The organism is Ideonella flava, from assembly GCF_051857595.1.
Lineage (GTDB): Bacteria > Pseudomonadota > Gammaproteobacteria > Burkholderiales > Burkholderiaceae_C > Ideonella.
The window spans coordinates 134,867-160,382 of record NZ_JBPZHD010000003.1 but is presented as its reverse complement, the minus strand read 5'-3'; the positions used below and the strand labels follow the sequence as shown (position 1 = coordinate 160,382).

Genomic DNA, 25,516 nt, shown 5'->3' with positions numbered 1-25,516 from the left:
CGGGTTGCGTTCGCGCACCCCTTGCATGGCCTTCGCACCCGCTCCGCGCCCCCTTTGTTGCCTGCCGTTCGCCGCCCCCGCGGCGCCGCACCATGAGCACGCCTGAAGAGCTGCCCGCCGCCGGCATCGTCGTCATCGGCCGCAACGAGGGCCAGCGCCTGGTGGCCTGCCTTCAGGCTCTGCGCACCCAGCCTCGGCCGGTGATCTACGTGGACTCGGGCTCCAGCGACGGCAGCGTCGAGCGTGCGCGCGGGCTGGTCGATGCGGTGCTGCCGCTGGATCCGTCGCGGCCGTTCTCGGCGGCACGAGCACGAAACGAGGGTGCCGCGTTGCTGCGTGCCCGCCACCCGCATCTGCGCTATGTGCAGTTCCTCGACGGTGACTGCCTGATGTTGCCCGACTGGCTGGAAGCCGCGGAAGGAGCGCTTCGCGCCGTGCCCGCGACGGCCGTCGTGCTGGGCCACCTGCAGGAGCTGCACCCCAACGCTTCCGTCTACAACCGGCTGTGCGCGCTCGAGTGGCTGGCACCGGCCGGCGTGATCGAGAACTTCGGCGCGCTCGGCGGCATCATGATGGTCCGGCTCTCGGTCTTCGAGGCCCTGGGCGGCTTCAACACCGAGGTCATCGCCGGCGAGGATTCGGAGTTCGGCGTTCGTGTCGGCGCCGCCGGCCACCAGGTACGCAAGCTCGATGTGCCGATGGCGCAGCACGACGCCGACATCCACCGGTTTTCGCAGTGGTGGACGCGCGCCGTGCGGGCCGGCCACGCCATCGGCCAGCGTGCCCACCTGCACGGCGCCGGCCCGCAGCGCGACTGCGCGCGCGAGCGACGCAGCACCTGGTTCTGGGGCGTCGCGCTGCCCCTGTGGGTGCTGCTCACGCTGTGGCCGACGCGCGGAGCCAGCGTGCTGCTGCTGGGCGGCTACGGCGTGCTGGGCTGGCGTATCTGGCGGTACCGGCGTGTGCGCGGTGACAGCCCGGCCGACAGCGCGCTGTACGCCCGCTTCAACCTGCTGGCCAAGTTCGCCAATGCGCTGGGGCTGATCAAGTTCCACTGGAACCTGGCGCGCGGCCGCTACCGGATCATCGAATACAAGTAACACGCATAGGGAACATGACAACAAGACCAAGGCGTGTCGGCCTGCTGGGCGCCGGCTACATCCTGCAGGCCCATGCCAAGGCGCTCCGGGCTCTGCCCGGGCAGGTCGAGCTCGCGGCCGTCTGCGATGTCTCGCGCGGCCGGGCCGCGGCGGCCGCGGCGGCCTTCGGCATCCCCGGCGTCTTCACGTCGGTCGACGAGATGCTCGCCGCCGGCCTCGATGCCGTGCACGTGCTGCTGCCGCCGCAGCTGCACGTCGATGTCGCCCGCCGCCTGCTCGATGCGGGCGTGCATGTCTTCGTCGAGAAGCCCATGGGCCTGGACGCGGCGGCTTGCAACGCGTTGGCCGCGCAGGCCGAGTCGCGCGGGTTGATGCTGGGCGTCAACCACAACTTCCTCTTCCTGCCCGCCTACGAGCGCCTGCGCGCACAGGTGAAGGACGGCACCATCGGCCGCCTGGACCACGTCTCGCTGCGCTGGCTCTACCCGCTGGGCCTGATCCAGTTCGGGCCCTACAACAACTGGATGCTGAGGGCCGAGTCCAACCTGCTGTTCGAGCTGGGGCCGCACCTGCTGGCCTTCCTGCACGACCTGGTCGGGCCGCTGGACGACTTGCAGGCCAGTGCCTCGCTGCCCATCGAGCTGCCAGGCGCGCAGCGCGTCTGGCGCCACTGGAGCGTCATCGGCCGCCGTGGCACCACCGGCGTGAGCCTGGAGTTGTCGGTCCAGCCCGGCCAGCCCGACCGCAGCCTGCGGGTGCGCGGCTACGCCGCCAGCGCGGAGCTGGATTTCGAGCGCGACCTGCTGCTGACCGCCGAGGCTCGCAGCAACAGCGCGCTGTTCGACAGCCTGGGCCAGGCACGCCGCGGCTCGGCCGCCTGGCGCGGGCAGGCCTGGTCCAACTTCCGGCGCCAGTTCGCGGCGACCTTGCGCAAGGGCCCGCAGGCCAATGTCTTCCTGGAGAGCATTTCGCGCAGCGTGGCGGCGTTCTACCGCGGCATCGAGGAAGGCCGGCTCGACGAGCGGCTGGGCGGCCGCTTCGGTGCCGAAGTGATAGGCAGCTGCGAGCGCATCGCGGCGGCCTGTGGTGCCTCGGCGCAGCCGCGGCCGGCGCCGGCCGCCCCGGTGCCCGCGCAGCCGGCCAAGGTGCTGGTCGTCGGCGGCACGGGCTTCATCGGCAAGCGCCTGGTGCGCGCGCTGCTGGCAGCCGGGCACGGCGTGCGCGTGCTGTCGCGCAGCCGGGCCGGCGCGCAATACGAGCTGGAGGGCCTGCCGGTCGAGGTCGCCGAAGGGGCGCTGGACGACCCGGCGGCGGTGAGCCGCGCGCTGCAGGGCATCGAGGTGGTCTATCACCTGGCCAAGGCCATTGGCCAGCGCTGGCAGGACTACGTCGAGGGCGACCAGAAGCCCACCCGCGTCCTGGCCGAAGCCGCGCTCGCGGCGGGCGTCAAGCGATTCATCTACACCGGCACCATCGACTCCTACGACGCCGCCAGCGCCGACAAGGTGATAGGCGGCGGCACGCCGCTGGACCCGGCGATCGGCTCGCGCAATCTCTACGCCCGCTCCAAGGCCGCCTGCGAGGCGCTGCTGCTGGACCTGCATCGCAGCCGTGGCCTGCCGCTGGTCATCTTCCGGCCGGCGGTGGTGATAGGCGAGGGCTGCCCGCCGGCGCACTGGGGCGTGGGCATGTTCCACTCGGACACCCGCGTGCAGTACTGGGGCAGCGGCGAACACAAGCTGCCCCTGGTGCTGGTCGACGATGTCGCCGACGCGCTCGTGCTCGGGCTGGACAAGCCCGGCATCGAGGGCCAGGCCTTCCTGCTCACCGACGCACCTTTGCTGACGGCGCGCGAGTACGTGGCCGAAGTGTCGCGCCTGACCGGCACGCGCCTGCGAGCGACGCCGGTGCCGGTGTGGAAGTTCTTCCTGCTCGATGTCGTGAAGGAGACCGTGAAGAACGCCATCCGGCATCCCAACCGCAAGCGGCCCAGCCATCACGACTGGGCGTGCCGCCAGCTGGCCGCACGCTTCGACAACAGCCACAGCCGGCAGGCGCTGGGCTGGCAGCCCGCCGGCACGCGCGAGGCCCTCGTCGAGCGCGGCATCGCGGCCTCCGTCCGCCACTACCTCCGGTGAGCACTTGCGCATGAGTGCACGCGCCCGGCCGGCCGACCGTTCCCGCCCCCTTGCGACCGAGGCCTGCAGGCATGAAGTCGTGCTGGTGCAGCGTGCCGGGAGCGTGGCGTGATGACGGTGCTGTCCCTGCTGGCCACGGGCCTGATCGGGCTGCTCGTCCTGATGCTGGCGGTGCCGGTGCTGGTGTTCGTGCTGGAAGTCGCTGCCGCCTGGCTGCCGGCTCGGCGTGGCGTCGGCGCGTTGCCGCGGCCGGAGCTGGCCGTGCTGGTGCCGGCGCATGACGAGGCGGCCGGCATCGCGGCCACGCTGCGTGCGCTGCGAGCTCAGCTGCGCCCCGGCGACCGGCTGCTGGTGGTGGCCGACAACTGCAGCGACGACACCGCTGGCGTTGCCCGTGCGGAAGGCGCCGAGGTGGCCGAGCGCCAGCACGCGGAGCAGCGCGGCAAGGGCTACGCACTGGCATTCGGCGTCGAGCGGCTGCGCGAGGCGCCGCCGCCGCTGGTCGTGATCGTCGATGCCGATTGCCTGCCGCAAGATGGCGCGCTCGATGCCCTGGCCGCGGCCTGCGTGCGCTGGAACGCACCGGTGCAGGCCTGTTACCTGATGCGCAACGCCGGGCCCGTCGGCCTGAACGGTCGCATCGCCGAGTTCGCCTGGCGCGTCAAGAACCGGGTGCGGCCGCGCGGCGCGGCGCGGCTGGGCTGGCCCTGCCAGCTCACCGGCAGCGGCATGGCCTTCCCCTGGCCGCTCATCGCCGAGGCGCCGCTGGCCAGCGGCAGCATCGTCGAGGACATGCAGCTCGGCCTGGCTCTGGCGCGCGAGGGCCAGGCCCCGCGCTTCTGCGAAGCCGCCCTGGTCGACAGCCACTTCCCTTCCGGCACGGCCGCCGCTCAGCGCCAACGCACGCGCTGGGAGCATGGTCACCTGGGTCTGATCGGCCACCACGCGCTGCCCTTGCTGCGACAGGCGCTCAGGTGCGGCGACTGGGGGCTGTTCGGCCTCGCGCTCGACCTGGCCGTGCCCCCGCTGGCGTTGCTGGTGCTGGTGACCGCGGCCCTGTGGTGCCTGGCCGCGCTGGCCGCGTGGACGCTAGGTGGATCAGGCCCCTGGTGGTATTGCAGCCTGCTGCTGGCGCTGCTGTCCGGGGCCGTGCTGGCGGCCTGGATCCGCTGGGGGCGCGACGTGCTTTCCCCGCTGCAGCTGCTCGGCGCGCCGCTGTACGCCGTGTCTAAGCTGGCCATCTACCTGCGCTTCTGGTCGCGCCGGCAGAAGGACTGGGTCCGCACCGACAGGAAGTGAGCACAATGAACCGCGTGCCTGCCAAGACCGCGCCTCCGGTTGCCGCTGCCCCCGGGCCGGCCTTCGCGATCCCTGCGCGGCCCTGGCGGCGCGTCCCGCTGCTGAACGTGTGGGCGGACGACCTCACGATGGACCAGTTGCTCGATCGCCTGGATGCGGACGGTGGCCTGGTCTTCACCGTCAATCCCGACCACCTCTACCACCTGCAGACGAACGCGACCTTCGTCTCGGCCTACCGGGCGGCGGACTTCGTCACCGTGGACAGCCAGTACGTCTGGTGGGCGCTGCGCTGGCAGGGCTGCGGCGTGGCCGAGAAGGTGACCGGCTCGGATCTGGTGCCGGCGTATTTCCGGCGCCACGCCTCCAATCCCGCGGTGCGCATCTTCCTGCTCGGTGCGAAACCGGGCGTCGCCCGGAAAGCCGCCGACCGGATCAACGCCGCCGCCGGCCGCGAGCTGGTCGTCGGGGCGCATGGGCCGTCGATGGACTTCGTCGACGACCCCGCCGAGATCGAGTCGGTGCTCGCGATGGTGCGGGCCAGTGGCGCCACGGCGCTGATGGTCGGCCTGGGGGCGCCCAAGCAGGAGATCTGGCTCGCCCGCCATCGAGCGGCCCTGCCCCAGGTGCGGGTGTTCATCGGGGTGGGTGCCACCATCGACTACGAAGCCGGCGAGGTCCGGCGCGCGCCGGTGTGGATGCGCAAGCTGGGCCTGGAGTGGAGCTACCGCGTCCTGACCGAGCCCGGGCGCTACGGCCGGCGCTACCTGCGCAATGCGCGCTTTCTCTGGTGGATGGCGCAGGACCGCGCCGGCCAGTATCGCGATCCCTTCCCGCAGGCCGTCGCCCTGCCCAGGCCCCTTCCAGGAGACCGCCCGTGAGCACAGACCTGCCCGCCCGCAAGGGCATCATCCTGGCCGGCGGCGCCGGCACCCGGCTGCACCCGGCCACGCTGGCCCTGAGCAAGCAGTTGATCCCGGTCTACGACAAGCCGATGGTGTACTACCCGCTGTCGGCGCTGCTGCTGGCGGGCATCCGCGACATCCTCCTGATCTCCACGCCGCAGGACACGCCCCGCTTCGAGCAGTTGCTCGGCGATGGTTCGAACTGGGGGGTGTCGCTGCGCTATGCGGTGCAGCCCAGGCCCGAGGGGCTGGCCCAGGCCTTCCTGATCGGCGAAGAGTTCCTCGCCGGGGCCGGGAGCGCGCTGGTGCTCGGCGACAACATCTTCTACGGCCATGACCTCGGCCGACGGCTGCAGTCCGCCGCGGCTCGGCACAGCGGCGCGACGGTGTTCGCCTACCCGGTGACCGATCCCGAGCGCTACGGCGTCGTCGAGTTCGACGAAGCGGGCCATGCCGTGAGCCTGGAGGAAAAGCCGAAGCAGCCCAAGAGCCGCTATGCGGTCACCGGCCTGTACTTCTACGACGAGCAGGTCGTCGCGCATGCCAGGGCGCTCAAGCCCAGTCTCAGGGGCGAGCTCGAGATCACCGACCTGAACCGCCGCTACCTCGAGGCGGGCCAGCTTGATGTGCAGATCTTCGGGCGCGGCGATGCCTGGCTCGACACCGGTACCCATGACAGCCTGCTGGAGGCGGGAGCCTTCGTGCAGACGATCGAGAAGCGCCAGGGCCTGAAGGTCTGCTGCCCCGAGGAGATCTGCTGGCGCCAGGGCTGGATCAGCGACGAGCAACTCGCCGCGCTGGCCACCCCGCTGGCCAAGAGCGGGTACGGGCAGTACCTGCAGCAGATCCTGAAGGACCGCGTTTTCTGATTGCCCCCAGGTCCGGGCTGCACCCGGCCCGCCCCCCGAGGGGGTTCAAGCAAAGTGGCAGAGCCACATTTGCTTGAGTGCCCCCAGGGTCGGGCTGCGCCCAGCCAGCGGATCCGGCCGGCCCGCGGGCCTCAGACCATGCGACCCGGGGTCTTCAAGGCCGTCACCAGCGGCGGAAGCAGCGCGATCTGCTTGACCAGCTCGACCATGCTGCGGCAATGCGTCTTCTCCTTGAGGTTGTGCACGTGGCTGCGCACCGTGGCCACTGCGACGCCCATGCGCTCGGCGATCTGTGTCGGCCGGAGTCCCTCGCACAACGCAGTCAATACTTCTTCCTCGCGCTGGGAAAGGCCACGCGCCCGGGCAAAGGCCCCGACGGACAGCTTTTCGACCAGCTGCGTCCGTTGCAGCGTCATCAGGACCGCGTTCCCGCTGGCGTGGCGAGACAGTGCCAGAGGCAGCGGCACGATGGACAGTCCGATGCGGGCCTCGTTGCTGCCCAGGTTGAGCAGGCAGCGCACGCCCCGGTGGCGCGCCGCTTCCAGGGCGTCGACCAAGGGCTGCTGCTCGTGCGGGTCCCGTGCGCGCAGGCGGCGGCTGCGCAGTTCGAGCGGATGGGCGGAACCCATTTCCCGCAGGGCCGCGTGGTTGGCGTGCACCACCAGGCCGTCGGCCGACAAGAGCATCAGGCCGTAGTCGACCTCGTCCAGCACGGCGGCCATCAGCCGCACGAGGCCCGCGTTCTCGCCGCCACGGCGTTCCGGGCCGCGGTAGGCCAGCTCAGTTTCCAGGGCGACGACGAGCGCGGCATTCATGATGGGAGGGTTCAAGACGGGGCGGCTGCAAAGGGGGTCACTTGATCATCGGTCAGCTCGCCGCGATCCGACAGGGTGCCGCGCGGTGCGCCGGGCACCAAAGCGTGAACAATTGGTTACTGATGGACGGCTTGAGCGGCCGCGCGGGGCCCCATGGGACAATCCCGGCGCATGAGATTGCACAGCCGCCTCAAGGATGGATACCCCCTCCCGGGGACCGCGCGCAGCGCCGAGGGGGTGAATTGAAGTTCGAGAGAACCGAGATCCCCGACGTGTTGATCTTCGAGCCCAAGGTCTTCGGCGACGAGCGCGGCTTCTTCATGGAGAGCTACAACCAGCGCCTGTTCGAGCAAGCGGTCGGGCACCCCGTGGCGTTCGTGCAGGACAACCATTCGCGTTCGACCCGCGGCGTGCTGAGAGGTCTGCATTTCCAGCGCGCTCCGCATGCCCAGGGCAAGCTGGTGCGGGTGGCCAGCGGAGCGGTGTTCGACGTCGCCGTCGATATCCGTCCGGGCAGCGCCACCTACGGACGCTGGGCCGGCGCGGTGCTGAGCGCCGAGAACCACCGCCAGATGTGGATCCCGCCCGGTCTGGCCCATGGGTTCCTGGTGCTGAGCGACAGCGCCGACTTCCTCTACAAGACCACCGACTACTACGCCCCGCAGGCCGAGGGCTCGCTGCGCTGGGACGATCCGGCCATCGGCATCGACTGGCCCGACGCCGGCGTGCCTGCCCTGCTGTCCCCCAAGGACGCCGCCGCGCCGTGCCTGAGCGAGCTCACCGTCTGAACACCCCATGAAAGTCACCGTCATCGGCACCGGCTATGTCGGCCTGGTCACCGGCGCCTGCCTCGCCGAAATGGGCAATCACGTCGTCTGTCTCGACGTCGATGCCCGCAAGATCGAAATCCTCAACAGCGGCGGCATCCCCATCCACGAACCCGGCCTGCAGGAGATCGTGCAGCGCAATGCCGCCGCCGGCCGGCTGGAGTTCACCACCGACGTCGCCCGCGCGGTGGCCCACGGCACCCTGCAGTTCATCGCCGTGGGCACGCCGCCGGACGAGGACGGCTCGGCCGACCTGCAGTACGTCACCGCCGCCGCGCGAAACATCGGCCGCCTGATGACCGACCACAAGGTCATCGTCGACAAGAGCACCGTTCCCGTCGGCACCGCCGACCGGGTGCGAGAGGCCGTGGCGGATGAACTCGCCAAGCGCGGCATCGAGCTGGCGTTCTCGGTGGCTTCTAACCCCGAATTCCTGAAGGAGGGCGCGGCGGTCGACGACTTCCTCAAGCCCGATCGCATCATCATCGGCACCGAGGACGAGCGTGCCACGCTGCTGTTGCGTGCGCTCTATGCGCCCTTCGTGCGCAACCACGACCGGTTGCTGGTGATGGACATCCGGAGCGCCGAATTCACCAAGTACGCGGCCAACGCGATGCTCGCCACCCGCATCAGCTTCATGAACGAGCTGTCGCGGCTGGCCGAAGCGCTGGGCGCCGACATCGAGCAGGTGCGGGTGGGCATAGGCTCCGATCCTCGCATCGGCACGCACTTCCTTTATCCGGGCGCGGGCTACGGCGGGAGCTGCTTTCCGAAGGATGTGAAGGCGCTGGCCCGCACGGCCGCCGACGCAGGCCTGCCGAGCAAGATGATGACGGCCGTCGAGGCCGTCAACGATGAGCAGAAGCAGGTGCTGGTCAGGAAGGTCGTCGGGGTGTACGGCGAGGACCTCACGGGCCGGACCTTCGGGGTCTGGGGCCTGGCTTTCAAGCCCAACACCGACGACATGCGGGAGGCTCCCAGCCGCGTCGTGATCGCCGAGCTGGTCCGGCGCGGCGCCTCGGTCCAGGCCTACGACCCGGTCGCCGCCGCCGAGGCACGGCGCGTGCTTGCGCTTGACCTGGGCCCGCAGGCGATGGCTAGCGTCCGCTTCGCGTCTTCCGCGCCGGCGGCGGTGGCCGGTGCGAACGCCCTGATCATCGTCACCGAGTGGAAGGAGTTCCGTACGCCGGATTTCGAATCGCTCGCGGCGGCACTCGAGGACAAGCGCATCTTCGATGGCCGCAACCTGTACGACCCCGCGTTGGTGCGCGGGTTCGGCCTCGACTACCGCTCGATCGGCCGGCGCTGAGCCACACCGCTCGATCACGGTGCAGTTTTCAGCGGCCGCGCAACGTGAAGGATTGCCGCGTCCCACGGCCCCGGCCCGACCTGTTAGGGGGCCGGCCGGCCCAGGTATCTTTGCCACAATAGTCCGGACCCTGCGCCAGGCGGAGTGCCGTCTCGCTGCCCGCATTGCAGACCAGCCATAGAGGTGTTCATGTCCCGATCCATTCCAGTGTTGCCGGTGATCATGGCCGGCGGCAGCGGCACCCGGCTGTGGCCGCTGTCCCGTGCCGGCTATCCCAAGCAGTTCCTCGTGCTGACCGGCGAGACCACGCTGTTCCAGCAGGCCGCCGAACGGGTGGCGCAGCTGGCCAGTGACGACATCCAGGTCGAATCTCCGGTGGTCGTCGGCAATGCCGAACATCGCTTCATGGTGCTCGAGCAATTGCGCGAGCTGGGCATGGACAGCACGGCGGTGATCCTGGAGCCGGCGGGCCGCAACACGGCGCCCGCCTTGACGCTCGCGGCGCTGCAGGCCCAGGAGGGCGGGGCCGATCCGGTGCTGGTGGTGACTCCCGCGGACCAGACGGTCGCCGAGCTGCCCGCGTTCACCACCGCCCTGCAACGCGCGGTGCGCGGCGCGGCCGAAGGCTCCATCGTCATCCTGGGCATCACGCCCGACCGGCCCGAGACCGGCTATGGCTACATCCGCGTCAGCCCGGGCGCCGTCGGGGCGGAGCTGGCCGCCGTCGCGCAGTTCGTCGAGAAGCCGAACCTGCCGACCGCCGAGCGCTACCTCGCCGAGGGCGGCTACTACTGGAACAGCGGCATGTTCGTGCTCAAGGCCTCGGTGTGGCTGAAGGCGCTGCAGCACTTCCGTCCCGACATCCTCGAGACGACCAAGGCCTCGTGGGAGGCCAAGCGCGCGGATGCCAAGTTCATCCGGCCCGGCAAGAAGGAGTTCGAGCAGGTGCCGGCCGAGTCGGTCGACTATGCCGTGATGGAGCGGTGCCCCGGCAGCGCTTTCGACATCCGCATGGTGCCCCTGGACGCCGGCTGGAATGACCTGGGCGCCTGGGACGCGGTGTGGCAGGTCGCGGGCAAGGACACGGCCGGCAACGCCTCGGTCGGCGACGTGATGATGGAAGACACCCGCAACACGCTGGTGCACGCCTCGGGGCGGCTGGTCAGCACGGTCGGGGTGGACAACCTGGTCGTCATCGAGACGGCCGACGCGGTGCTGGTGGCGGACACCGCGCGCAGCCAGGACGTGAAGAAGATCGTCAGCAAGCTGGCCGCCAAGGGCCGCGGCGAGGGCCTGCTGCATCGCAAGGTGCACCGCCCCTGGGGCTGGTACGACTCCATCGACGCGGGCCCGCGTTTCCAGGTCAAGCGGATCATGGTGCGCCCGGGCGCCACCTTGAGCCTGCAGATGCACCACCACCGTGCCGAGCACTGGATCGTCGTCACGGGCACCGCCGAGGTGACCTGCGGCGAGAAGAAGATCCTGCTGACGGAGAACCAGAGCACCTACATCCCGCTCGGCGAGGTGCACCGGCTGGCCAACCCGGGCAAGGTCGATCTCGAGATCATCGAGGTGCAATCGGGCAGCTACCTCGGGGAAGACGACATCGTCCGCTACGAGGATACGTACGGCAGGACGGCGTGAGCCCCCTGCGTCGCCTGCGGCGACGGAGTTCCAAGCCCTCGAGAGAGCCCCTTGCGGGCGCTGGGGGCCAGTCGTCTGTGGGACGGCCTGGCGGCGACCTGTGTCGCGGCGGCGAACGCGGCTTGGCTAGATGTTTGAAGAACGAAGCGCCCGCAAGCAATTCCTGAACGCGCCGCCGAGCGTGCCGTCGGCCATCGCCGCGGTGCTGGAGCCGGTGCTGGCCGCCGTCATGCTGGCGGTCTTCCATGCCATCTTCGACGAGCCCTTCGGCGGCGCGGCGATGGCGATGGCCATCTTGCTGCTGGTCCTGATGTTCCCGGGGCTGAACCGCTTCGGCAAGACGGGCATCGGTGTCGGCATCGACATCTTCCTGTCGTGGATAGGCGTGCTCGCCGTGCTGCTGATGGTGGGCTACGCCACCGGCGGCCTGGGCGCCTTCGAGCCGAGGCTGCTGCTGGGCTGGGCCATCGCGACGCCGCTGGCGCACTGGCTGTGCGTGGTGCTCGGCACCGCCTACATGCGGCACCGCGCGGCGCTGCCCGAGTACCGGCGACCGGCGGTCATCGTGGGCGCGAGCCGCATGGGCCAGCGCGTGGCCGAGATGCTCAGCGCCCGCAAGGGCTACGGCCATGACCTGCTCGGCTACTTCGACGACCGCTCCGCCACCCGGCTCGAGCTGCCCCTCGACGTGCCGTTGCTGGGCGGCCTGAACGAGCTGCCCCAATTCATAGAGCAGCGCGGCATCAAGGATGTCTTCATCACGCTGCCGCTGACCTCCCAGCCGCGCATCCTGCAGCTGATGGAGACCCTGCAGAACACGACGGCCTCGGTGCATTTCGTGCCCGATGTCTTCGGCGTGAGCATCATCCAGGGCCGGCTGGAGGACATGGGCGGCGTGCCGGTGGTGGGCTTGCTGGTGACGCCTTTCACCGGCATCAACGGCCTGCTCAAGCGCGCCAGCGACCTGGTGCTGGCCACCCTCATCCTGCTGCTGATCTCGCCCGTGCTGCTCGCGGTGGCGATAGGCGTCAAGCTCAGCTCGCGCGGGCCGGTCATCTTCCGCCAGCGGCGCACCGGCCTGGACGGCGAAATCATCGAGGTCTACAAGTTCCGTTCGATGACCGTGCAGGACAACGGCTCGGTCGTGCAGCAGGCCACCCGCAACGACCCGCGGGTGACGAGGTTCGGAAGCTTCATCCGCAAGACTTCGCTCGACGAACTGCCGCAGTTCTTCAACGTCCTCAAGGGGGAGATGAGCATCGTCGGGCCGCGCCCGCACGCGGTCGCCCACAACGAGCAGTACCGCAAGATCGTCAAGGCCTACATGGCCCGCCACAAGGTCAAGCCCGGCATCACCGGCTGGGCCCAGGTCAACGGCCTGCGTGGCGAGACCGACACGGTGGACAAGATGGCGCGACGCGTCGAGTACGATCTGGAGTACCTGCGCAACTGGTCGCTCGGGCTCGATCTGCTGATCATCGCCCGCACCGCCAAGCTGATGTTCTTCGATCGCAAGGCGTACTGAGCGGTCCCTCAGGGCCATGCTTTTGCACGGCTTCCCCCCGAGGGGATCCGGGAACTCGGGAGCGACCCTCGGTACCTTGAGACCGGCGCGCAGTGGCATGAGTCGAACGACATGTGAACCACGACAACGAACCGACGACGAGGCGCCATGATCACCAAGCTCCCGACCGCCTTCGAGCCGCGCCGCACGGCGCTGGCGGCCCTGCTCGGCTGCCTGGGCAGCACGGCTTTCGCGCAGGCCCAGGTCGACGCACCGCCGCCGCCTCCGGTGGCTTCGCCACCGCCGATCACCCAGCCGGCCACGCCGCCCGCCTCGCCCTTCAGCATCGGCGTGTCGCAGACGCTGACGCACGAATCGAACATCTTCCGCCTGAGCTCCGGGGAGGAGTCGGACTGGACGTCGACCACGGCACTGAACTTCGCGCTCGACGAGGCCTTCGGCCGCCAGCGCCTGCGCGGCATCGGCTCGCTGCAGGCGAACCGCTACCGCGACCATGACGATCTCGACAACACCGGCCACCAGCTCGGCCTCGAGCTCGACTGGGAAACGATAGGCGAGCTGTCCGGCGTGCTGGGCGTGCAGTCGGTGAAACGCCAGTACCAGTTCGGCCTCGACAGCGCCTCGCCCTTCCAGGGCCGCAACATCGAGAGCACCCAGGCCGCGAACTTCCGCGCGCAACTGGGCGGCATGGGCTTGTGGTCGCTGCATGCCGGCGCGGATTCGCTGGACCGCAAGTATTCGGACGACACCTTCGACAAGCTCAACCGCCTGTCCCAGTGGAGCAGCGAAGGCGGCATCGGCTACAAGCCGAGCCCGGACTTGTCGACCATGCTGGTCCTTCGCTACACCCGCATCTCGCGGCCCGACACCGACCTGGTGCCCGGCGACGACGTGGCCCGCAGGGAGGCCGAGCTGAGTGCCAACTGGCAGGCCACCGGGGCCAGCAAGCTGGACCTGCGAATCGGCCGCGCCGAAGAGAAGCACAGCGTGGCCGAGGATCGCAGCTACTGGACCGGCGGCATCGGCTGGGACTGGATGCCCAGCGGCAAGCTGCTGCTGAAGACCCAGCTGCTGCGCGACGCCGAAGGCGGCAGCGGCAGCGTCATCACGCCGGATGCCACCGGCGCAGCGCCGGCACGCGCGGGCGACCTGCTGCGCGACGCCTTCATCTGGACGGCGCAGTGGGCCGCCACGTCCAAGATCAACCTGACCGCCGGCGCCGAATATTCGCGCCGCCGCTATTCCGACCTGATCCCGGCCACCACCAGCCACGTCGTCGACCGCACGACGGCCCTCAAGCTGGGCCTGCGCTACAGCCCGCAACGCTGGCTGGACTTGGGCTGCGACATCGGGCACGAGCACCGAGAGACCAACACCGTGGACCAGACGGTCACCCGGCCGTACGACTCCCTCGTCGCCGGCTGCCTGGCGACGCTCTGGTTCCGCCCATGATTCATCCCACCGCCGTCATCAGCGGCCAGGTCGAGATCGACCCCAGCGCGCACATCGGCCCCTGGTGCGTGCTCGAAGGCGAGATCCGTATCGGCCCTCGCACCCGCTTGATGAACGGGGTCTCGCTGCAGGGCAAGGTGACGATAGGCGCCGACAACCACTTCGGCGCGCATGCGGTGATAGGCGGCGAGCCGCACGACCAGGCCTACGGCGGCGAGGCGACCGAGGTGGTCATCGGCGACCGCAACCACGTCTTCGAGTTCGTCACCATCCACCGCGGCACCACGCGCCGTCACGGCCGCACCGTGCTGGGCGACGACAACTTCATCATGGCCTACGTCCACCTCGCGCATGACGTCGAGGTGGGCCACCACTGCCGCATCACGAGCTACACCGGCATCGCCGGCCTGTGCACGATCGACGACCACGCGGTCATCGCCGGCATGGTCGGCATGCAGCAGTACGTGCGCATAGGCGCCTACTCCTTCGTCTCGGCCATGTCGGCCGTGGCGCAGGATGTGCTGCCGTATTCCATCGCCTACGGCAGCGAGGGCCTGGCGCACTTGCGCGGCGCCAACCTGATCGGCCTGAAGCGCCACGGCTTCACGCGCGAGGACATCGACATTGCCCGCCACCTGCTGGAGCGCTTCCAGGGCACCGACAAGTCGCTGGCGCAGGTCATCGCCGATGCCGAGGCCGATTTCGATCCCGCCCATCCGGTCGTGCGGCGTGTGCTGGACTTCGCCCGGGCGCCGTCGGTGCATGGCATCACCCGATGAGCCGCGATGGCCGACGAGTTCAGCTTCCGGCCGTACGTCGCCGCTGACGAGCCCGCGTGGAACGCGCTCGTCGCGGCGAGCCCGAACGGAACCTTCCTGTTCGATCGCGGCTTCATGGGCTACCACGCGGATCGCTTCGACGACGCGTCGCTGGTGATCGAGCGCCGCGGCAGGCTGGCCGCCGTGCTGCCCGCGAACCGGTTAGGGCGGCGTCTGGAAAGCCATGGCGGCCTGAGCTACGGCGGCCTGGTGCTGGCCGACACGCTGGGCCAGCAAGCCACCTGGGATCTGCTGCAAGCCCTGCAGCGGCACTGCCGGGCCCAGGGCGTCAGCGAGCTGCTGTACAAGACCGTGCCCTCGATCTACCACCGGCTGCCGTGCGAGGAAGACCGCTGGGCACTGTGGCGCTGCGGCGCGCAGCTGGCCAGGCGCGATGCCCTGGCCGTGATAGGCCCCACCCCGGCTCACTGGCCGGCGAGCCGGCGCCGGGCCATCACCCGGGCGACGCGCCAACGCCCGGAGCTGGCGCTGGGCGGCCACGCGGGTTGCCCGGCAGAAGCGGTGCAGGACTGGTCGGCCTTCTGGGTCCTGCTGCAGCGCGAGTTGCAGGCACGGCACGGCAGCCACCCGGTGCACAGCGCCGATGAGATCCGCCTGCTGGCCGCACGCTTTCCCGCCGCGATCTCCCTGCAGTGGGCGCGCTGGTCGGGTGAGCTGGTGGGCGGCCTGGTGCTGTTCGAGACGCCCACCGTCGTGCACCTGCAGTACATGGCCGCCGCCGACCAGGGCCGGCGCTGCGCAGCGCTCGACCTGCTGCTGGAGCAGGCCATCGCCCGGGCCCAGACGGCCGGCAAGTGGTTCGATTTCGGCCACTCCAACGAGCACGAGGGCCGCGAGCTCAATCCGGGCCTCGCCTTCTACAAGGAAAGCTTCGGCGCCAGCACCGTGGTGCATGATCATTACCTCATCACCTGTTGAGCCCCATCCTGGTTGGGTGGACAGTTCAGCGACGGCGCGAATATCGGTTCGTGGAACTTGCTTGGAGGGAATGAGGAATGGCCCATGTCGACGATTGCCGCTTGGTCGAGCTGCGCACGGTCTACGACCACCGCGGGTCGATCTCCTTCGTCGAATCCGGCGTGGATTTCGAGTTCCCGATCAAGCGCGCCTACTGGACCTACGACGTGCCGTCGCGCGCCTCGCGCGCCGGCCATGCGCACCTGAAGCTGCGCCAGCTCTACGTGGCCATGTCGGGCTCTTTCCAGGTCCACCTGGATGACGGCGTGCACCAGCGCGTGGTGACGCTCAGCCACCCCAACGAGGGCCTGCTGATGGTGCCCGGCATCTGGCGCGAGCTGCACGGCTTCTCTTCCAACGCCTGCCTGCTGGTGCTCGCTTCGGAGCTGTTCGACGAAGCCGATTACATCCGCGAACACGTGGACTTCATGCGCTGGTTCCAGGAACAGCAGCCCCCGGCGGCGGGTTAGCGCCGCGGCCCTGTGCCGGCCGCGCTACGCCATCCACAGACGTCACCGCCGCGCGACCAGCGCGATCTCGGCCGCCTGCGCGGGGAACTGCCGGCCCAGCTCGATGAGGCCCTGCACGCCGCGCTCGCCCAGCGATGGCAGCAGCAGCGCCATCTGGGCATGGGTGAAGGGCTTGAAGAGGTAGCCGTCCAGGCGAATCTCGGTGAGCCCCAGCCCGGCCACCGTCTCGCGCAGGTCCTCGGGCCGGTAGACCCGCGGCTGGCCCAGCAGCCGGTTTCGTTCGCTCAACACCTCCGGCGCCTCGATCAGGCCCATCTGTACCGCCAGCAGCCGGTGGAAGGACAGTGCATTGGGAACGCTGACCAGAAGGTGCCCGCCCGGTGCCAGCCAGCGCACAGCCGCATGCAGCAGGGCCTCAGGCTCGGCGGTCTCGTGGATCACGCCGGAGACGATGACGAGGTCGGCTGCCGGCTGGTCGCCCCACAGCGCTCCAAGCGCTTGTGCTGCGCCTTCGATGTAGTCGTGCACCACGTGCAGCCGCGGCTCGTTCGCTGCGGCCGTGCGGGCGGCGTCGGCCCATCGTGCGGCCGGCTCGACGGCGACCCACTGGCGCAGGCGGTGGGGACGCGCCAGCGCCTGCAGGCTCAGCAGCTCCGGCCCGCAGCCGACCTCCAGCACCACGGCGGGTTGCAGGGCTTCGACCTGGTCCAGGTTGTACTGCTGCCGCGCCGCCAGGCACACCGTCTCGAAATCCAGCGCGGCGTCGTGGCGGGCCGCGTACTCGTCTGCGCTGAGGGCCTTGCCGGCCGGGGCCTCGCCGGCGCTCACCGCGGCCGCCCTTCGCAGAACGCCGACACCGCGTCGGCCACGCGATCGATCTCGTCCAGCCCCAGGTGTGGCCCGATCGGCAGGCTCAGCACCTCGTCGCAGAGTTCATCGCTCGCACTGCGCCCCGCCGTCGCATGCTGCGCGAAGGGCGGGAAGCGGTAGACCGGCTTGGGATAGTGGATCAGCGTTTCTATGCCCTGGGCGGCGAGCGCTTCGCGCAGCGCGTCGCGCCGCGGATGGCGCACGACGAAGAGGTGCCACACCGGCTCGTCGCCCTCGGGAATGGCCGGAAGCGCGAGATCGGGCGCTGCAGCCAGCCGCACCGCATAACGTGCAGCCTGTGCGCACCTCAGCTCGTTGTGGGCCGGCAGGCGCGCAAGGCGCACGCGCAGGAAGGCCGCCTGCAACTCGTCGAGCCGGCTGTTCACGCCTTCGCTGTCGTGCTGGTAGCGCACAGCGCTGCCGTAGTTGCGCCGGTTGCGCAGCGCCGCGGCCAGGGCATCGTCGTCCGTCACCACGGCGCCGGCGTCGCCGAAAGCTCCCAGGTTCTTGCCCGGGTAGAAGCTGTACGCGGCCAGGCGGCCGAAGCCGCCGGTCGGCTCGCCCCGATGGCGCGTGCCGTGGGCTTGCGCCGCGTCCTCCAGCAGCAGCAGGCCTCGCTCTTCGCACAGGCGGCGGATGGCCGCGGGATCGGCCGGTGCGCCGTACAGGTGGACCGGCATGACCGCCCGGGTACGGGATGTCAGCGCCGCCTCGACCCCGGCCGCGTCGATGTTGTAGAGCCCCGGGGCCGGCTCCACCGGACGCGGCACAGCGCCCACCAGCCGCACCGCCAGCCAGCTCGCGATGAAGGTGTGCGCCGGCACCAGCACCTCGTCGCCGGGCCCGATGCCGGCCACCTGCAGCGCGAGCGCGAGGGCATCCAGCCCGTTGCCTACGCCGATGGCATGGCGCCTTCCGCCGAAGGCCGCGAACTCGGCCTCGAAGGCCTCCAGCTCGGGACCGAGGATCCAGCGGCCGCTGTCCATCACGCGGCGGTAGGCGGCGTCGTAGGCGGACTGGTCCTGCCGATACACCGCTTGCAGGTCCAGGAACCTGATCATGAGCCGTCCTTCACCCATTGCAGCTCGCGCCGCGCGAGCGCGAGGTCGACCGAGAAGGGCGACGTGACGATGGACACCGACTCGAATCCCGCGATGCTCCTGGCCTGCAGCCAGCGGTGCTGCTGCCCGCGCAGGAAGGACAGGTCGAAGAACGTCGGGCCGTTGATGTCCTGCTTGAAGAGGGTCAGCACCCGCGCGCCGGCGGGCGCCCACATCAGGTTGGTGAAGGCCGCGCCCGGCGGCCCGGCGATGCCGCGTGCCGAGGCGAACAGGCGCACCTGGTCGAGCAGGCTGAAGGTCTCGGCGGCGACGATCTCGAAGCCGAGTTCCTCCGCGATGTCGATGACCCGCTCCGCCTCGACCATGGGCCGGCGTGTCTCGCCGCGGCGGGCGAGGTAGATGAGCCGCTCGCCCGCCGGAGGCGCCTGCGGATCCAGGCCGGCCGACTTCATCAGGGTGCGGCGCAGGCCCTCGACGAGCGTGGGACTGGCGAATTCGGCCGGCGAGGCGACCACCGCATCCGTCAGCCGCAGGTCGTCCTCCGCGGTGTACCAACGGATGCGCGACTCATCGAGACCGATGTCGCGCAGCGAGCCGAGCATCCAGCCCGTGAGCTCTTTCGGCAGCAGCAGCTTGCGGGTCTTGAGGATGCCGTTCGCGGCCAGGGCCTGGATGCGCGTGAGCGTGAGCACCATCCAGTGGTAGTAGTTGCGGTGGAAGGGCGCGTCCATGTTGGCCAGCACCACCAGCGGCTCGTCCAGTCGCTTCCACAAGCCGGCACGGCGTAGCACCGTGCCTTGCTCGCCACGCGCCAGCACGTTGGGATGCGGATAGGGGAACTCGCCCATCTGCAGGTGCCACGCATGCGGCTTGAGCACGCCGCCTCGCGGCGTGACGAGCAGGTGCAGGTTGCGCACGCGCAGGTCGGTCATGCGCGTGAGGCTCAGGGAGGTGGCCAGCGCTTCGTGCGATTCGCTGCGCACCCGGCCATCGACATCGACGACCTCGAAGCGGCCGGGCAGGGCCGGATCCTGCACCAGCGCATGGGCCGATGCGCCCTCGGCGCGCAGCCAGTCCTCCCACTCTCGCAGGGGCAGCGGCTCCGGGCTGCGCGGCGCTTCGGGCTGGGCGCCGGGCACGGCGGCGAGATCGGCTCGCAGCCTATCGATCTCGCCGGCGGCCAGCAGGGCGCGTTCGCGCAGGGCGAGCAGGGCGGTGGCGCCTAGCGGGCCCAGGCTTTCCCTGGCCTGCTCCATGTCGGCCCCGGCCTCGCGCGGCTGCTTCAGGGCCAGCTGGGCATCGAGCTGCTGGCGCAGCAGCTCGATCAGCATCTCGACGCTGGCGTCGCCCGGCGCACCGCGCAGCGGCCGCTCGCGCCGCCACGCGTGGCGGGCCAGCGCCACGAGGTGGCCAAGCACCGCGCGGCACTGGGCGCGGCAGCGGTAGCCGTCCAGCGTTCCGAAGGCCGGGCCCAGGTCGAAAGGGAACACGCCTTCCCAGTGGGCCAGGTCCAGTGCCCCGCCATTGGCCAGTTCCCACAGGTGGCTGGCCGCGGCGCTGGCGTCGGCCAGGGTCAGCTCGTCTTCGCCGGCCAGCGCGACTTCGAAGGCGGACAGGATGGCAGCGGCGCGCCTTTCCAGGTCGGCCACGGTGTGGGGGCTGTCATGGCGTGGCGAAAGCGCGAGCAGCTGGCCTAGCGGCGCGAGCAGCGGGGCCAGCGCCCCGAGCTGGCCCTCGTCGAGTTCCGGCGGGCCGGCCTCGGGCACGTCTGCCGGCAGCGGTCCCCCGGCACCCGTGCGGCGCAGGCTGAGGTGGGCCAGGCGCAGCTGGGCCTGGTCATCCAGCTGGTCCAGCTCGGCCAGCCGTTGGTAGCACTCCTGGGCAAGCTCGAGATCGCCATCGTGGAAGGCGTACTCGGCGAGCAGTTGCCAGGCCGCCGGAGTGGCCGGATGGGTGGCCTCCAGCGCGAGCAGGGAGGTGGAAAGCTGTTGCACCGTCGCCCCCGCGGCGCGTGCCAGACGAGCGCGCTCCATCTGGATGGTCGGCTGCTTCGGCCAGGCCTTGGCCGCACGCATCACCAGCCCGCGGGCGCCGTCGTTGGGCATCAACTCGGCCAGGACCTCGATGGCGCTGGCGAGCGTCAGGCCCATGCCCGGCTCCGGGTCGGCCAGGTTCAGCATCGCGGTGACCAGCTGCTGCAGCGCCGGCAGGCAGGCGCAACGCACGGCGGCGGCCGTCAAGGGCGCGAGCCACGGCTCGCCAGGGGAGGCTGCGGCATGGGGGGCCAGCCGCTCCACCCATCCGGCCACGCGTTGCAACGGCGCCAGGCTTTCGGCGCTGCGGGCCACCATGGCCAGCGTGCCGGCGACGTCGGCCGTCCATGCCACCCCGGGCTCCCAGCGGCTGCCCAGCGCGTCCACCAGCGCCAGGCTCGGCTCGATCGCGGCCTCGCCCTTGAGCCGGCGCAACTGGCGCAGCAGCGCCAGCGCCACGGCCTCGTGCTCGGGCGCTGCCAGGGCTTCGCGCCATCGCAGGGCGGCCTCGGCCAGCGGCTCGACCCTTTCCAGCGCCCCCTGCGCGCGCACCCAGGCCGGAGCGAGGCCGGCCGACAGCGGCTCTTCGCCTTCCGGCAGGACGTGCCACCAGGCCTCTATGGCCTCGACCAGCGTCTCCAGCTGCCAGGGGGGCGCCTCGTTGCGGCCCTTGACCCAGTCGACGTGGATCGCATGCGCCAGCTTGCCCCGCAGACCCACCGGCACGTCCGGTTGGGCCAGCTTGCGGTGGAGGCTCTCGCCGCCCGGCAGCAGCAGGCCCTCGCGGCCGCAACGATCGGCCAGCCGGTCTAGCCACACGCGGCCCAGCGCGGGCACCACGGCTTGTGAACTGCTCATCCCCATCCCTCTCGTGGCGCTTGTTTCCTGCCGCCTCAGACCCTGGCGCCGGCGACCCAGGCCAGCTCGCGTTCGGCCAGGGCGACATCGACGCTGAACGGTGCATTGACGCTCGACATCAGTGCATAGCCCGGCAGGTTTCGCCCGAGCAGCCAGCGGTGCGATTGCCCGCGGATGATGGACAGGTCGATGAAGGTCGGCAAGTTGGCTTCCTCTTTGAAGATCGACAGCACGCGCACGCCCGGCTGGGCCCAGACGAGGTTGGTGTAGGCGGCGCCGGGCGGCCCTGCGATGCCGCGTGCCGTGGCGAACAGGCGCACCTGGTCCGACAGGCTCAGCGTCTCCGGAGCGACCGTCTCGAAGCCCAGCGCGCTGGCGGCGAGCTCTATCCGGGCCTCCTCCACCAGCGGTCGGCGTCCTTCGCCCCGGCGCGAAATGTAGAGCAGCCGCTCGGCCGCGGGCGGCGCCGAGGGCTCCAGCCCTGCGCGCCGCCACAGCGCCTGGCGCAATCCCTCGACGAGCGAGGGGCAGGCATAGTCCAGCGGCGAGACGAGCAGCGCGTCGGTGAGTCGCAGGTCATCGTCCTGCGTGTACAGCAGCAGGTGCTCTTCCCCCAGGCCGAGGTCGGCCAGCGAACTGCGCATCCAGCCCGACAGCTCGCTCGGCAGCAGCAGCTTGCGCCCGCCGAGCAGCAGGCCGCGCGCCCGCACCGCCTCGATTCGGGTGAGCAGCAGCAGCATCCAGTGGTAGTAGTTGCGGTGGTAGGTGGCGTCCATGTTGGCCAGCACCAGCACCGGCGTCGACACCGTCTGCCATCGCGCCGGCCGCAGCACGGCGCCGCAGGAGCGCGGCCCGCCGCCGCGCAGTCGGACGTGGCGATGCTCGTACGGGTACTCGCCCATGCTCAGATGCCAGGGGCCGGGCCGCAGGATGCCGGCGCGCGGCCCGATCAGCAGGTGCGAATTGCGCACGCCCAGGTCGGTGTGGTGCAGGGCGGACATGCGCGTCGGCGCGAGTGCGTGGGCATGCTGGCGCACGACGCCGTCCGGCCCGACCGCCTCGAAGCTCCCGCTGGGCGGGGTGTCGTCGACCAGGGTGTGCGGCTGCTTGTCCTCCGCCGCGATCCAATCGTCCCAGCCGACGAGGGGCAGGACCTCGTCGCCGCCTGCCGCGACCCACTCACGCACCTCGTCCAGGCGGCCGAGCGTGAGCAGGGCCCGGGCCTTCAGATCCTGCAACGGAGCGGCGCCCATTGCGCCCAGTCGCTGCTGCAGCGAGGCCACGTCGCCCAGCGCATCTTCCGCTTCGCCGAGGCTCCAGCGGGCTTCGCTTCGCAGCTCCGCCAGGTCCAGCGCCTGGCGCAGGCTGGCCTGGCCGGGAGAGCCCTGCAGCGGATGAGGCCGGTCCAGCGCGAAATCGGCCAGCACCACGATGTGTCGCAGCAGGGCCTGGCCGAGGGCGCGGCAGCGCATCGGGTCGATCCTTCCGTAGGCGGGGCCCAGCGGGAAGGGGAAGGCCTCGATCCATTGGCTGTGCGCCGCGAAGACGGCGGCCTCGAGCTGGGCCAGGTGGCGGGCCAGCTGGAGGCAGGCCTGCATGCTGAGCTCAGGCAAGGTGGGCAACGCGGCTCGCCACGCTGCCACGGCGGCTTCCCCGGCCAGCGCGAGGGTGGCTGCGTCGTCGGGGTTGTCGTGCACGGGAGCGCTCTCCAGCAGCTCGATCAGCGGCTCCAAGGCGGGCGCGAAGGGGCTCACGATGTCGGTGGGCCATGCGGGCGGCGCCTCGGCGGGCGCGGCGCTGCCGGACGCCGGTGCCGCGCTGTCGTCGCGAGCCCTCAGGTGTGCGAGGCGCAGGTGGTCCGGCCCGGTGAGTAGCTCCTGGTCGGCAAGCTGCTCGTACAGGGCGCGCGCCCCGCCTTCGTCACCGTTGTGGAAGAGCGTTCCCGCGAGCCAGCCGAGGGCCGCGGCGCCGCCCGGCTGGCCGGGCTCGATGCCTTCGAGCAGGCCGCGCAGCACCGTGGTGTCTGCCCCTTCGGCGTGGGCGATGCGCGCCAGGGCCAGCCGCAGGGCGGCATGCCCTGGCGGTTGGCCGGTGGCCTCGGCCAGCAACGCGCGCGTCGTGTCGTCGGGTGCGAAGGTGGCGAGCAGGCCCAGCAGCTGCAGCAGCAGGGGTTGCGTCTCGGACTGCTGCAGGCCGCCGTCGTCCAGCAGGGCCTGTGCGGCCTTCTGCATGGGGCCGACCTGCAGCGTGCGCAAGGCCAGCTTGCCGAGCTCGCGCCAGGTGGCCGCGTCCGTCGCCTCTTCCGCGCGGGCCGCGTCGACGAGCTCGGGCAGCCACGCGGCGGCGGTCTGCAGGGCGTCGAAATCGTCCGCGTCCCGGGCCAGCGCCAGCACGCCGGCCAGCAGCGGTGCGCTCCAGGACCGCGAGGGTCGCCAGGCGGGCCGAAGCGCATCCAGCAGGCCATGCAGCGGGACGAACAGCCGCCGTTGGCGCAACTGGCGCAGCAGGGCGGCGAGCGCGTGCTCGGCATCGTCCTGCGCGGCCAGGGGCGCCAGCGCTTGGGCCAGGGCGGACAGCGCCTCGTCCTGTCCCGCGGCGGCCAGCGCGCGTATGAGCGCCGGGTACAAGCCGCTGCGCAGGCGCTCGGCGTCGTCCAGGCCCTGCCAGGCGTGGGCCACGCAGTCGACGAAGAGCGCCTGGTGCTCCGACGGCGGCTGGTCATGGCCCTTGAGCCAATCGGCATGGATGGCGTGGGCCATGCGGCCCCAGGCTGCTGGGGGAGCCGCGCCTTTTTCGAGCTTGGCGGCGAGCGCCTCGCCGCCGGGCACGGCACCGTCGCCATGTCGTGCCGCGGCCAGCGACCGCAATCGCACAAGGAGCGCGTCAGGCGGTGGCGGGACGAGCAGGGAGGTGGGTACTGCGGCGGAAGGCACGCATCAAGTACACCACAGCCCTGCCTGTTTTCAGCACCCCCTGGCCGCTCGTCAGAGCACGTCAGGCCATGAAGCCGAGGTTGCGTTGGCTCTGGTTCCAGTTCTTCAGGTTCGGCAGCACCGCGAGCAGTTCGCTGTCGGTCAGCCCGAACCATTTGCCGAGCGTGGCGGCATAGGCCTCGACGCTGGTCGAGGGCAGCAGCGCGCCGGACTCCAGCTGGTCGTCGCTCGAGAAGCCGCCCTTGCCGTCGGACAGGCCGTAGACCGGCAGCTTGCCGTACAGGTCGCCACCGCGCACCGCGCCGCCCATCACCAGGTGGTGGCCGCCCCAGCCGTGGTCGCAGCCGTCGCCGTTGGCGGCAAACGTGCGGCCGAAGTCGCTGGCGGTGAAGGTGGTGACGAGCTCGGACACGCCCATCTGGGTGGTGACGCCGTCGAAGTAGGCGAGCGCGTGGTTGAGCTGCGCCATCAGGCGGGTGTGGCGCTGCTGCTGCGTGTCGTGGGTGTCGAAGCCGCCAAGCCCGACGAAGAACACCTGGCGCGACATGCCGAGCGCGCTGCGCGCGGCGATCATGCGGGCCACGGCCTGCAGCTGCTCGGCTGCCGGGTTGACCATGAGTGTGCCGGTCTCGGGATCCTTGAGCTGCAGCAGCGGGTCCACCTGCGTGCCGCTCAGGCCGCCCGTGCCCCAGGGGCCTGCGCCCGAGGCGGGCAGGGTGGTTCGCAGCAGGGCTTCCGCGTCGGCCGAGCGGCCGACGACGGCCGCGTGCTCGCGCTCGGCCACGCTGTTGTTGCGCACGTTGCGCATCAGCGAGAGCATCTTCTGCTGCACCGTGGCGGAGTTGAAGGTCTTGTCCGTCAGTCCGCCGATGTGGATCGCCCCCGAGGGGGAGAGCTGGTACTGCCGCGCAGACTGGCCGGACAGCCAGACCGCATTGCCCGACAGGGAGACCGAGGTGAACATCGCCCGGCCGTTGCCGGCCAGCACGCGGTCGGCCATCTGCCCGCCCCAGCCCCGGGTGGCGCCTTCGGTCGAGAAGGCCTGCCAGACCGATTGCTGGTCGTTGTGCGAGAACAGTTTCGGCGGCCGCGGCGCGGTCCCCGAGAGGAAGGCCGCCTTGGTGGTCGGGCCGGACAAGGGGCCCACATTGCTGACCAGGGCCAGGCGCTGGGCGCCGAAGAGATCGCGCACGCCCGACAGGACCGGATGCAGGGCCAGCGTCCGGCCTTGCGGGTTGAGCGGGCTGATGGGCAGCACGCCACCCAGCCGCGCATGCAGCGAGGCGCCGCTCTTCGGCGGCACGCCCGGGGCGGCCAGGGCAATGCCTTCGGTGCCGGACTGACGCGCGGCGCCATAGGCCGTCCAGGACTCGCTGTCGGTGGCCAGCAGCGTGTTGTAGGCGTCGTTGCCGCCGAACAGGAACAGGCAGACCAGGGCCTTGTAGCCGCCGGTGTTGGCGGCGGCAGCGGGCCCCATCGCGGCCAGCGAAAGGCCGAAGCCGCCGAGGCCCGAAAGCACCGGTTGCGACAGGCCCAGCAGGGCGCCACGGCGAAGCAGCTCGCGGCGGGTCGGATTGGAGAGCGGACGGTTCATGGCTTGCACGTGTTCGTCGGG

General features: G+C 70.8%; 19 protein-coding genes. 13 read left to right on the top strand and 6 right to left on the bottom strand.

Translation table 11 applies throughout. The features are described from left to right. Positions 1 to 92 precede the first annotated feature (92 nt). The 5 genes from ACS5PM_RS07540 to rfbA all read left to right on the top strand — a co-directional run bounded on the left by ACS5PM_RS07540 (position 93) and on the right by rfbA (position 6,308). Complete coding sequence (locus ACS5PM_RS07540; RefSeq protein WP_439386974.1) at positions 93 to 1,100, top strand: glycosyltransferase family 2 protein; 1,008 nt, start codon at positions 93 to 95, stop codon at positions 1,098 to 1,100. A gap of 14 nt (positions 1,101 to 1,114) precedes the next feature. Then, positions 1,115 to 3,238 (top strand): NAD-dependent epimerase/dehydratase family protein, encoded by a 2,124-nt coding sequence (locus ACS5PM_RS07535; RefSeq protein ID WP_439386973.1) that lies wholly within the window; start codon positions 1,115 to 1,117, stop codon positions 3,236 to 3,238. Between the two features lie 111 nt (positions 3,239 to 3,349). Continuing rightward, positions 3,350 to 4,537, top strand: coding sequence for a glycosyltransferase family 2 protein (locus tag ACS5PM_RS07530; protein ID WP_439386972.1), 1,188 nt, complete (start codon positions 3,350 to 3,352; stop codon positions 4,535 to 4,537). Positions 4,538 to 4,551: 14 nt separating this feature from the next. After that, positions 4,552 to 5,415, top strand: coding sequence for a WecB/TagA/CpsF family glycosyltransferase (locus ACS5PM_RS07525; RefSeq protein WP_439386971.1), 864 nt, complete (start codon positions 4,552 to 4,554; stop codon positions 5,413 to 5,415). Beyond that, positions 5,412 to 6,308 carry a glucose-1-phosphate thymidylyltransferase RfbA gene (rfbA, locus tag ACS5PM_RS07520; protein WP_439386970.1) on the top strand — a complete coding sequence of 299 codons (897 nt, stop codon included), beginning with the start codon at positions 5,412 to 5,414 and terminating at the stop codon, positions 6,306 to 6,308. Before ACS5PM_RS07525 ends, rfbA begins: the two co-directional genes overlap by 4 nt. A 131-nt stretch (positions 6,309 to 6,439) precedes the next feature. On the opposite strand, the gene ACS5PM_RS07515 is transcribed toward rfbA, so the two are convergent. Then, positions 6,440 to 7,138, bottom strand: coding sequence for a helix-turn-helix transcriptional regulator (locus ACS5PM_RS07515; protein ID WP_439386969.1), 699 nt, complete (start codon positions 7,136 to 7,138; stop codon positions 6,440 to 6,442). 227 nt (positions 7,139 to 7,365) lie between these two features. Here ACS5PM_RS07515 and rfbC point away from each other — a divergent pair, with 227 nt between their 5' ends. The 8 genes from rfbC to ACS5PM_RS07475 all read left to right on the top strand — a co-directional run bounded on the left by rfbC (position 7,366) and on the right by ACS5PM_RS07475 (position 16,146). After that, positions 7,366 to 7,911 (top strand): dTDP-4-dehydrorhamnose 3,5-epimerase, encoded by a 546-nt coding sequence (rfbC, locus tag ACS5PM_RS07510; protein ID WP_439386968.1) that lies wholly within the window; start codon positions 7,366 to 7,368, stop codon positions 7,909 to 7,911. Positions 7,912 to 7,918: 7 nt separating this feature from the next. After that, positions 7,919 to 9,259: a UDP-glucose dehydrogenase family protein gene (locus ACS5PM_RS07505; protein ID WP_439386967.1), complete on the top strand. Its 1,341-nt coding sequence runs from the start codon at positions 7,919 to 7,921 to the stop codon at positions 9,257 to 9,259. A gap of 189 nt (positions 9,260 to 9,448) precedes the next feature. After that, entirely contained in the window at positions 9,449 to 10,903 is a 1,455-nt protein-coding gene (locus ACS5PM_RS07500) for a mannose-1-phosphate guanylyltransferase/mannose-6-phosphate isomerase (RefSeq protein WP_439386966.1), read from the top strand. A 130-nt stretch (positions 10,904 to 11,033) separates the two neighbouring features. Further along, positions 11,034 to 12,428, top strand: a complete 1,395-nt coding sequence (locus ACS5PM_RS07495) for an undecaprenyl-phosphate glucose phosphotransferase (RefSeq protein ID WP_439386965.1) — start codon at positions 11,034 to 11,036, stop codon at positions 12,426 to 12,428. Between the two features lie 147 nt (positions 12,429 to 12,575). Further along, positions 12,576 to 13,880 carry a porin family protein gene (locus ACS5PM_RS07490; protein ID WP_439386964.1) on the top strand — a complete coding sequence of 435 codons (1,305 nt, stop codon included), beginning with the start codon at positions 12,576 to 12,578 and terminating at the stop codon, positions 13,878 to 13,880. Next, a complete protein-coding gene (lpxA, locus tag ACS5PM_RS07485) occupies positions 13,877 to 14,659 on the top strand; it encodes an acyl-ACP--UDP-N-acetylglucosamine O-acyltransferase (RefSeq protein WP_439386963.1) in 783 nt (260 codons plus the stop codon). Before ACS5PM_RS07490 ends, lpxA begins: the two co-directional genes overlap by 4 nt. A gap of 6 nt (positions 14,660 to 14,665) precedes the next feature. Further along, the gene (locus ACS5PM_RS07480; protein WP_439386962.1) at positions 14,666 to 15,637 is read left to right on the top strand and encodes a GNAT family N-acetyltransferase; all 972 of its coding nucleotides are present in this window, start codon (positions 14,666 to 14,668) and stop codon (positions 15,635 to 15,637) included. A gap of 77 nt (positions 15,638 to 15,714) precedes the next feature. Further along, positions 15,715 to 16,146: a sugar 3,4-ketoisomerase gene (locus tag ACS5PM_RS07475; RefSeq protein WP_439386961.1), complete on the top strand. Its 432-nt coding sequence runs from the start codon at positions 15,715 to 15,717 to the stop codon at positions 16,144 to 16,146. A gap of 42 nt (positions 16,147 to 16,188) precedes the next feature. On the opposite strand, the gene ACS5PM_RS07470 is transcribed toward ACS5PM_RS07475, so the two are convergent. The 5 genes from ACS5PM_RS07470 to ACS5PM_RS07450 all read right to left on the bottom strand — a co-directional run bounded on the left by ACS5PM_RS07470 (position 16,189) and on the right by ACS5PM_RS07450 (position 25,495). Next, positions 16,189 to 16,974, bottom strand: a complete 786-nt coding sequence (locus ACS5PM_RS07470) for a class I SAM-dependent methyltransferase (protein ID WP_439386960.1) — start codon at positions 16,972 to 16,974, stop codon at positions 16,189 to 16,191. Beyond that, positions 16,971 to 18,077, bottom strand: coding sequence for a DegT/DnrJ/EryC1/StrS family aminotransferase (locus tag ACS5PM_RS07465; protein WP_439386959.1), 1,107 nt, complete (start codon positions 18,075 to 18,077; stop codon positions 16,971 to 16,973). The genes ACS5PM_RS07470 and ACS5PM_RS07465 overlap by 4 nt, the downstream gene beginning before the upstream one ends. Continuing rightward, positions 18,074 to 20,968: a glycosyltransferase 61 family protein gene (locus ACS5PM_RS07460; RefSeq protein ID WP_439386958.1), complete on the bottom strand. Its 2,895-nt coding sequence runs from the start codon at positions 20,966 to 20,968 to the stop codon at positions 18,074 to 18,076. The genes ACS5PM_RS07465 and ACS5PM_RS07460 overlap by 4 nt, the downstream gene beginning before the upstream one ends. A 35-nt stretch (positions 20,969 to 21,003) precedes the next feature. After that, positions 21,004 to 23,841, bottom strand: a complete 2,838-nt coding sequence (locus tag ACS5PM_RS07455) for a glycosyltransferase family 61 protein (protein WP_439386957.1) — start codon at positions 23,839 to 23,841, stop codon at positions 21,004 to 21,006. A 121-nt stretch (positions 23,842 to 23,962) separates the two neighbouring features. Continuing rightward, positions 23,963 to 25,495 carry a DUF1501 domain-containing protein gene (locus ACS5PM_RS07450; protein ID WP_439386956.1) on the bottom strand — a complete coding sequence of 511 codons (1,533 nt, stop codon included), beginning with the start codon at positions 25,493 to 25,495 and terminating at the stop codon, positions 23,963 to 23,965. Between the last annotated feature and the right edge of the window lie 21 nt (positions 25,496 to 25,516).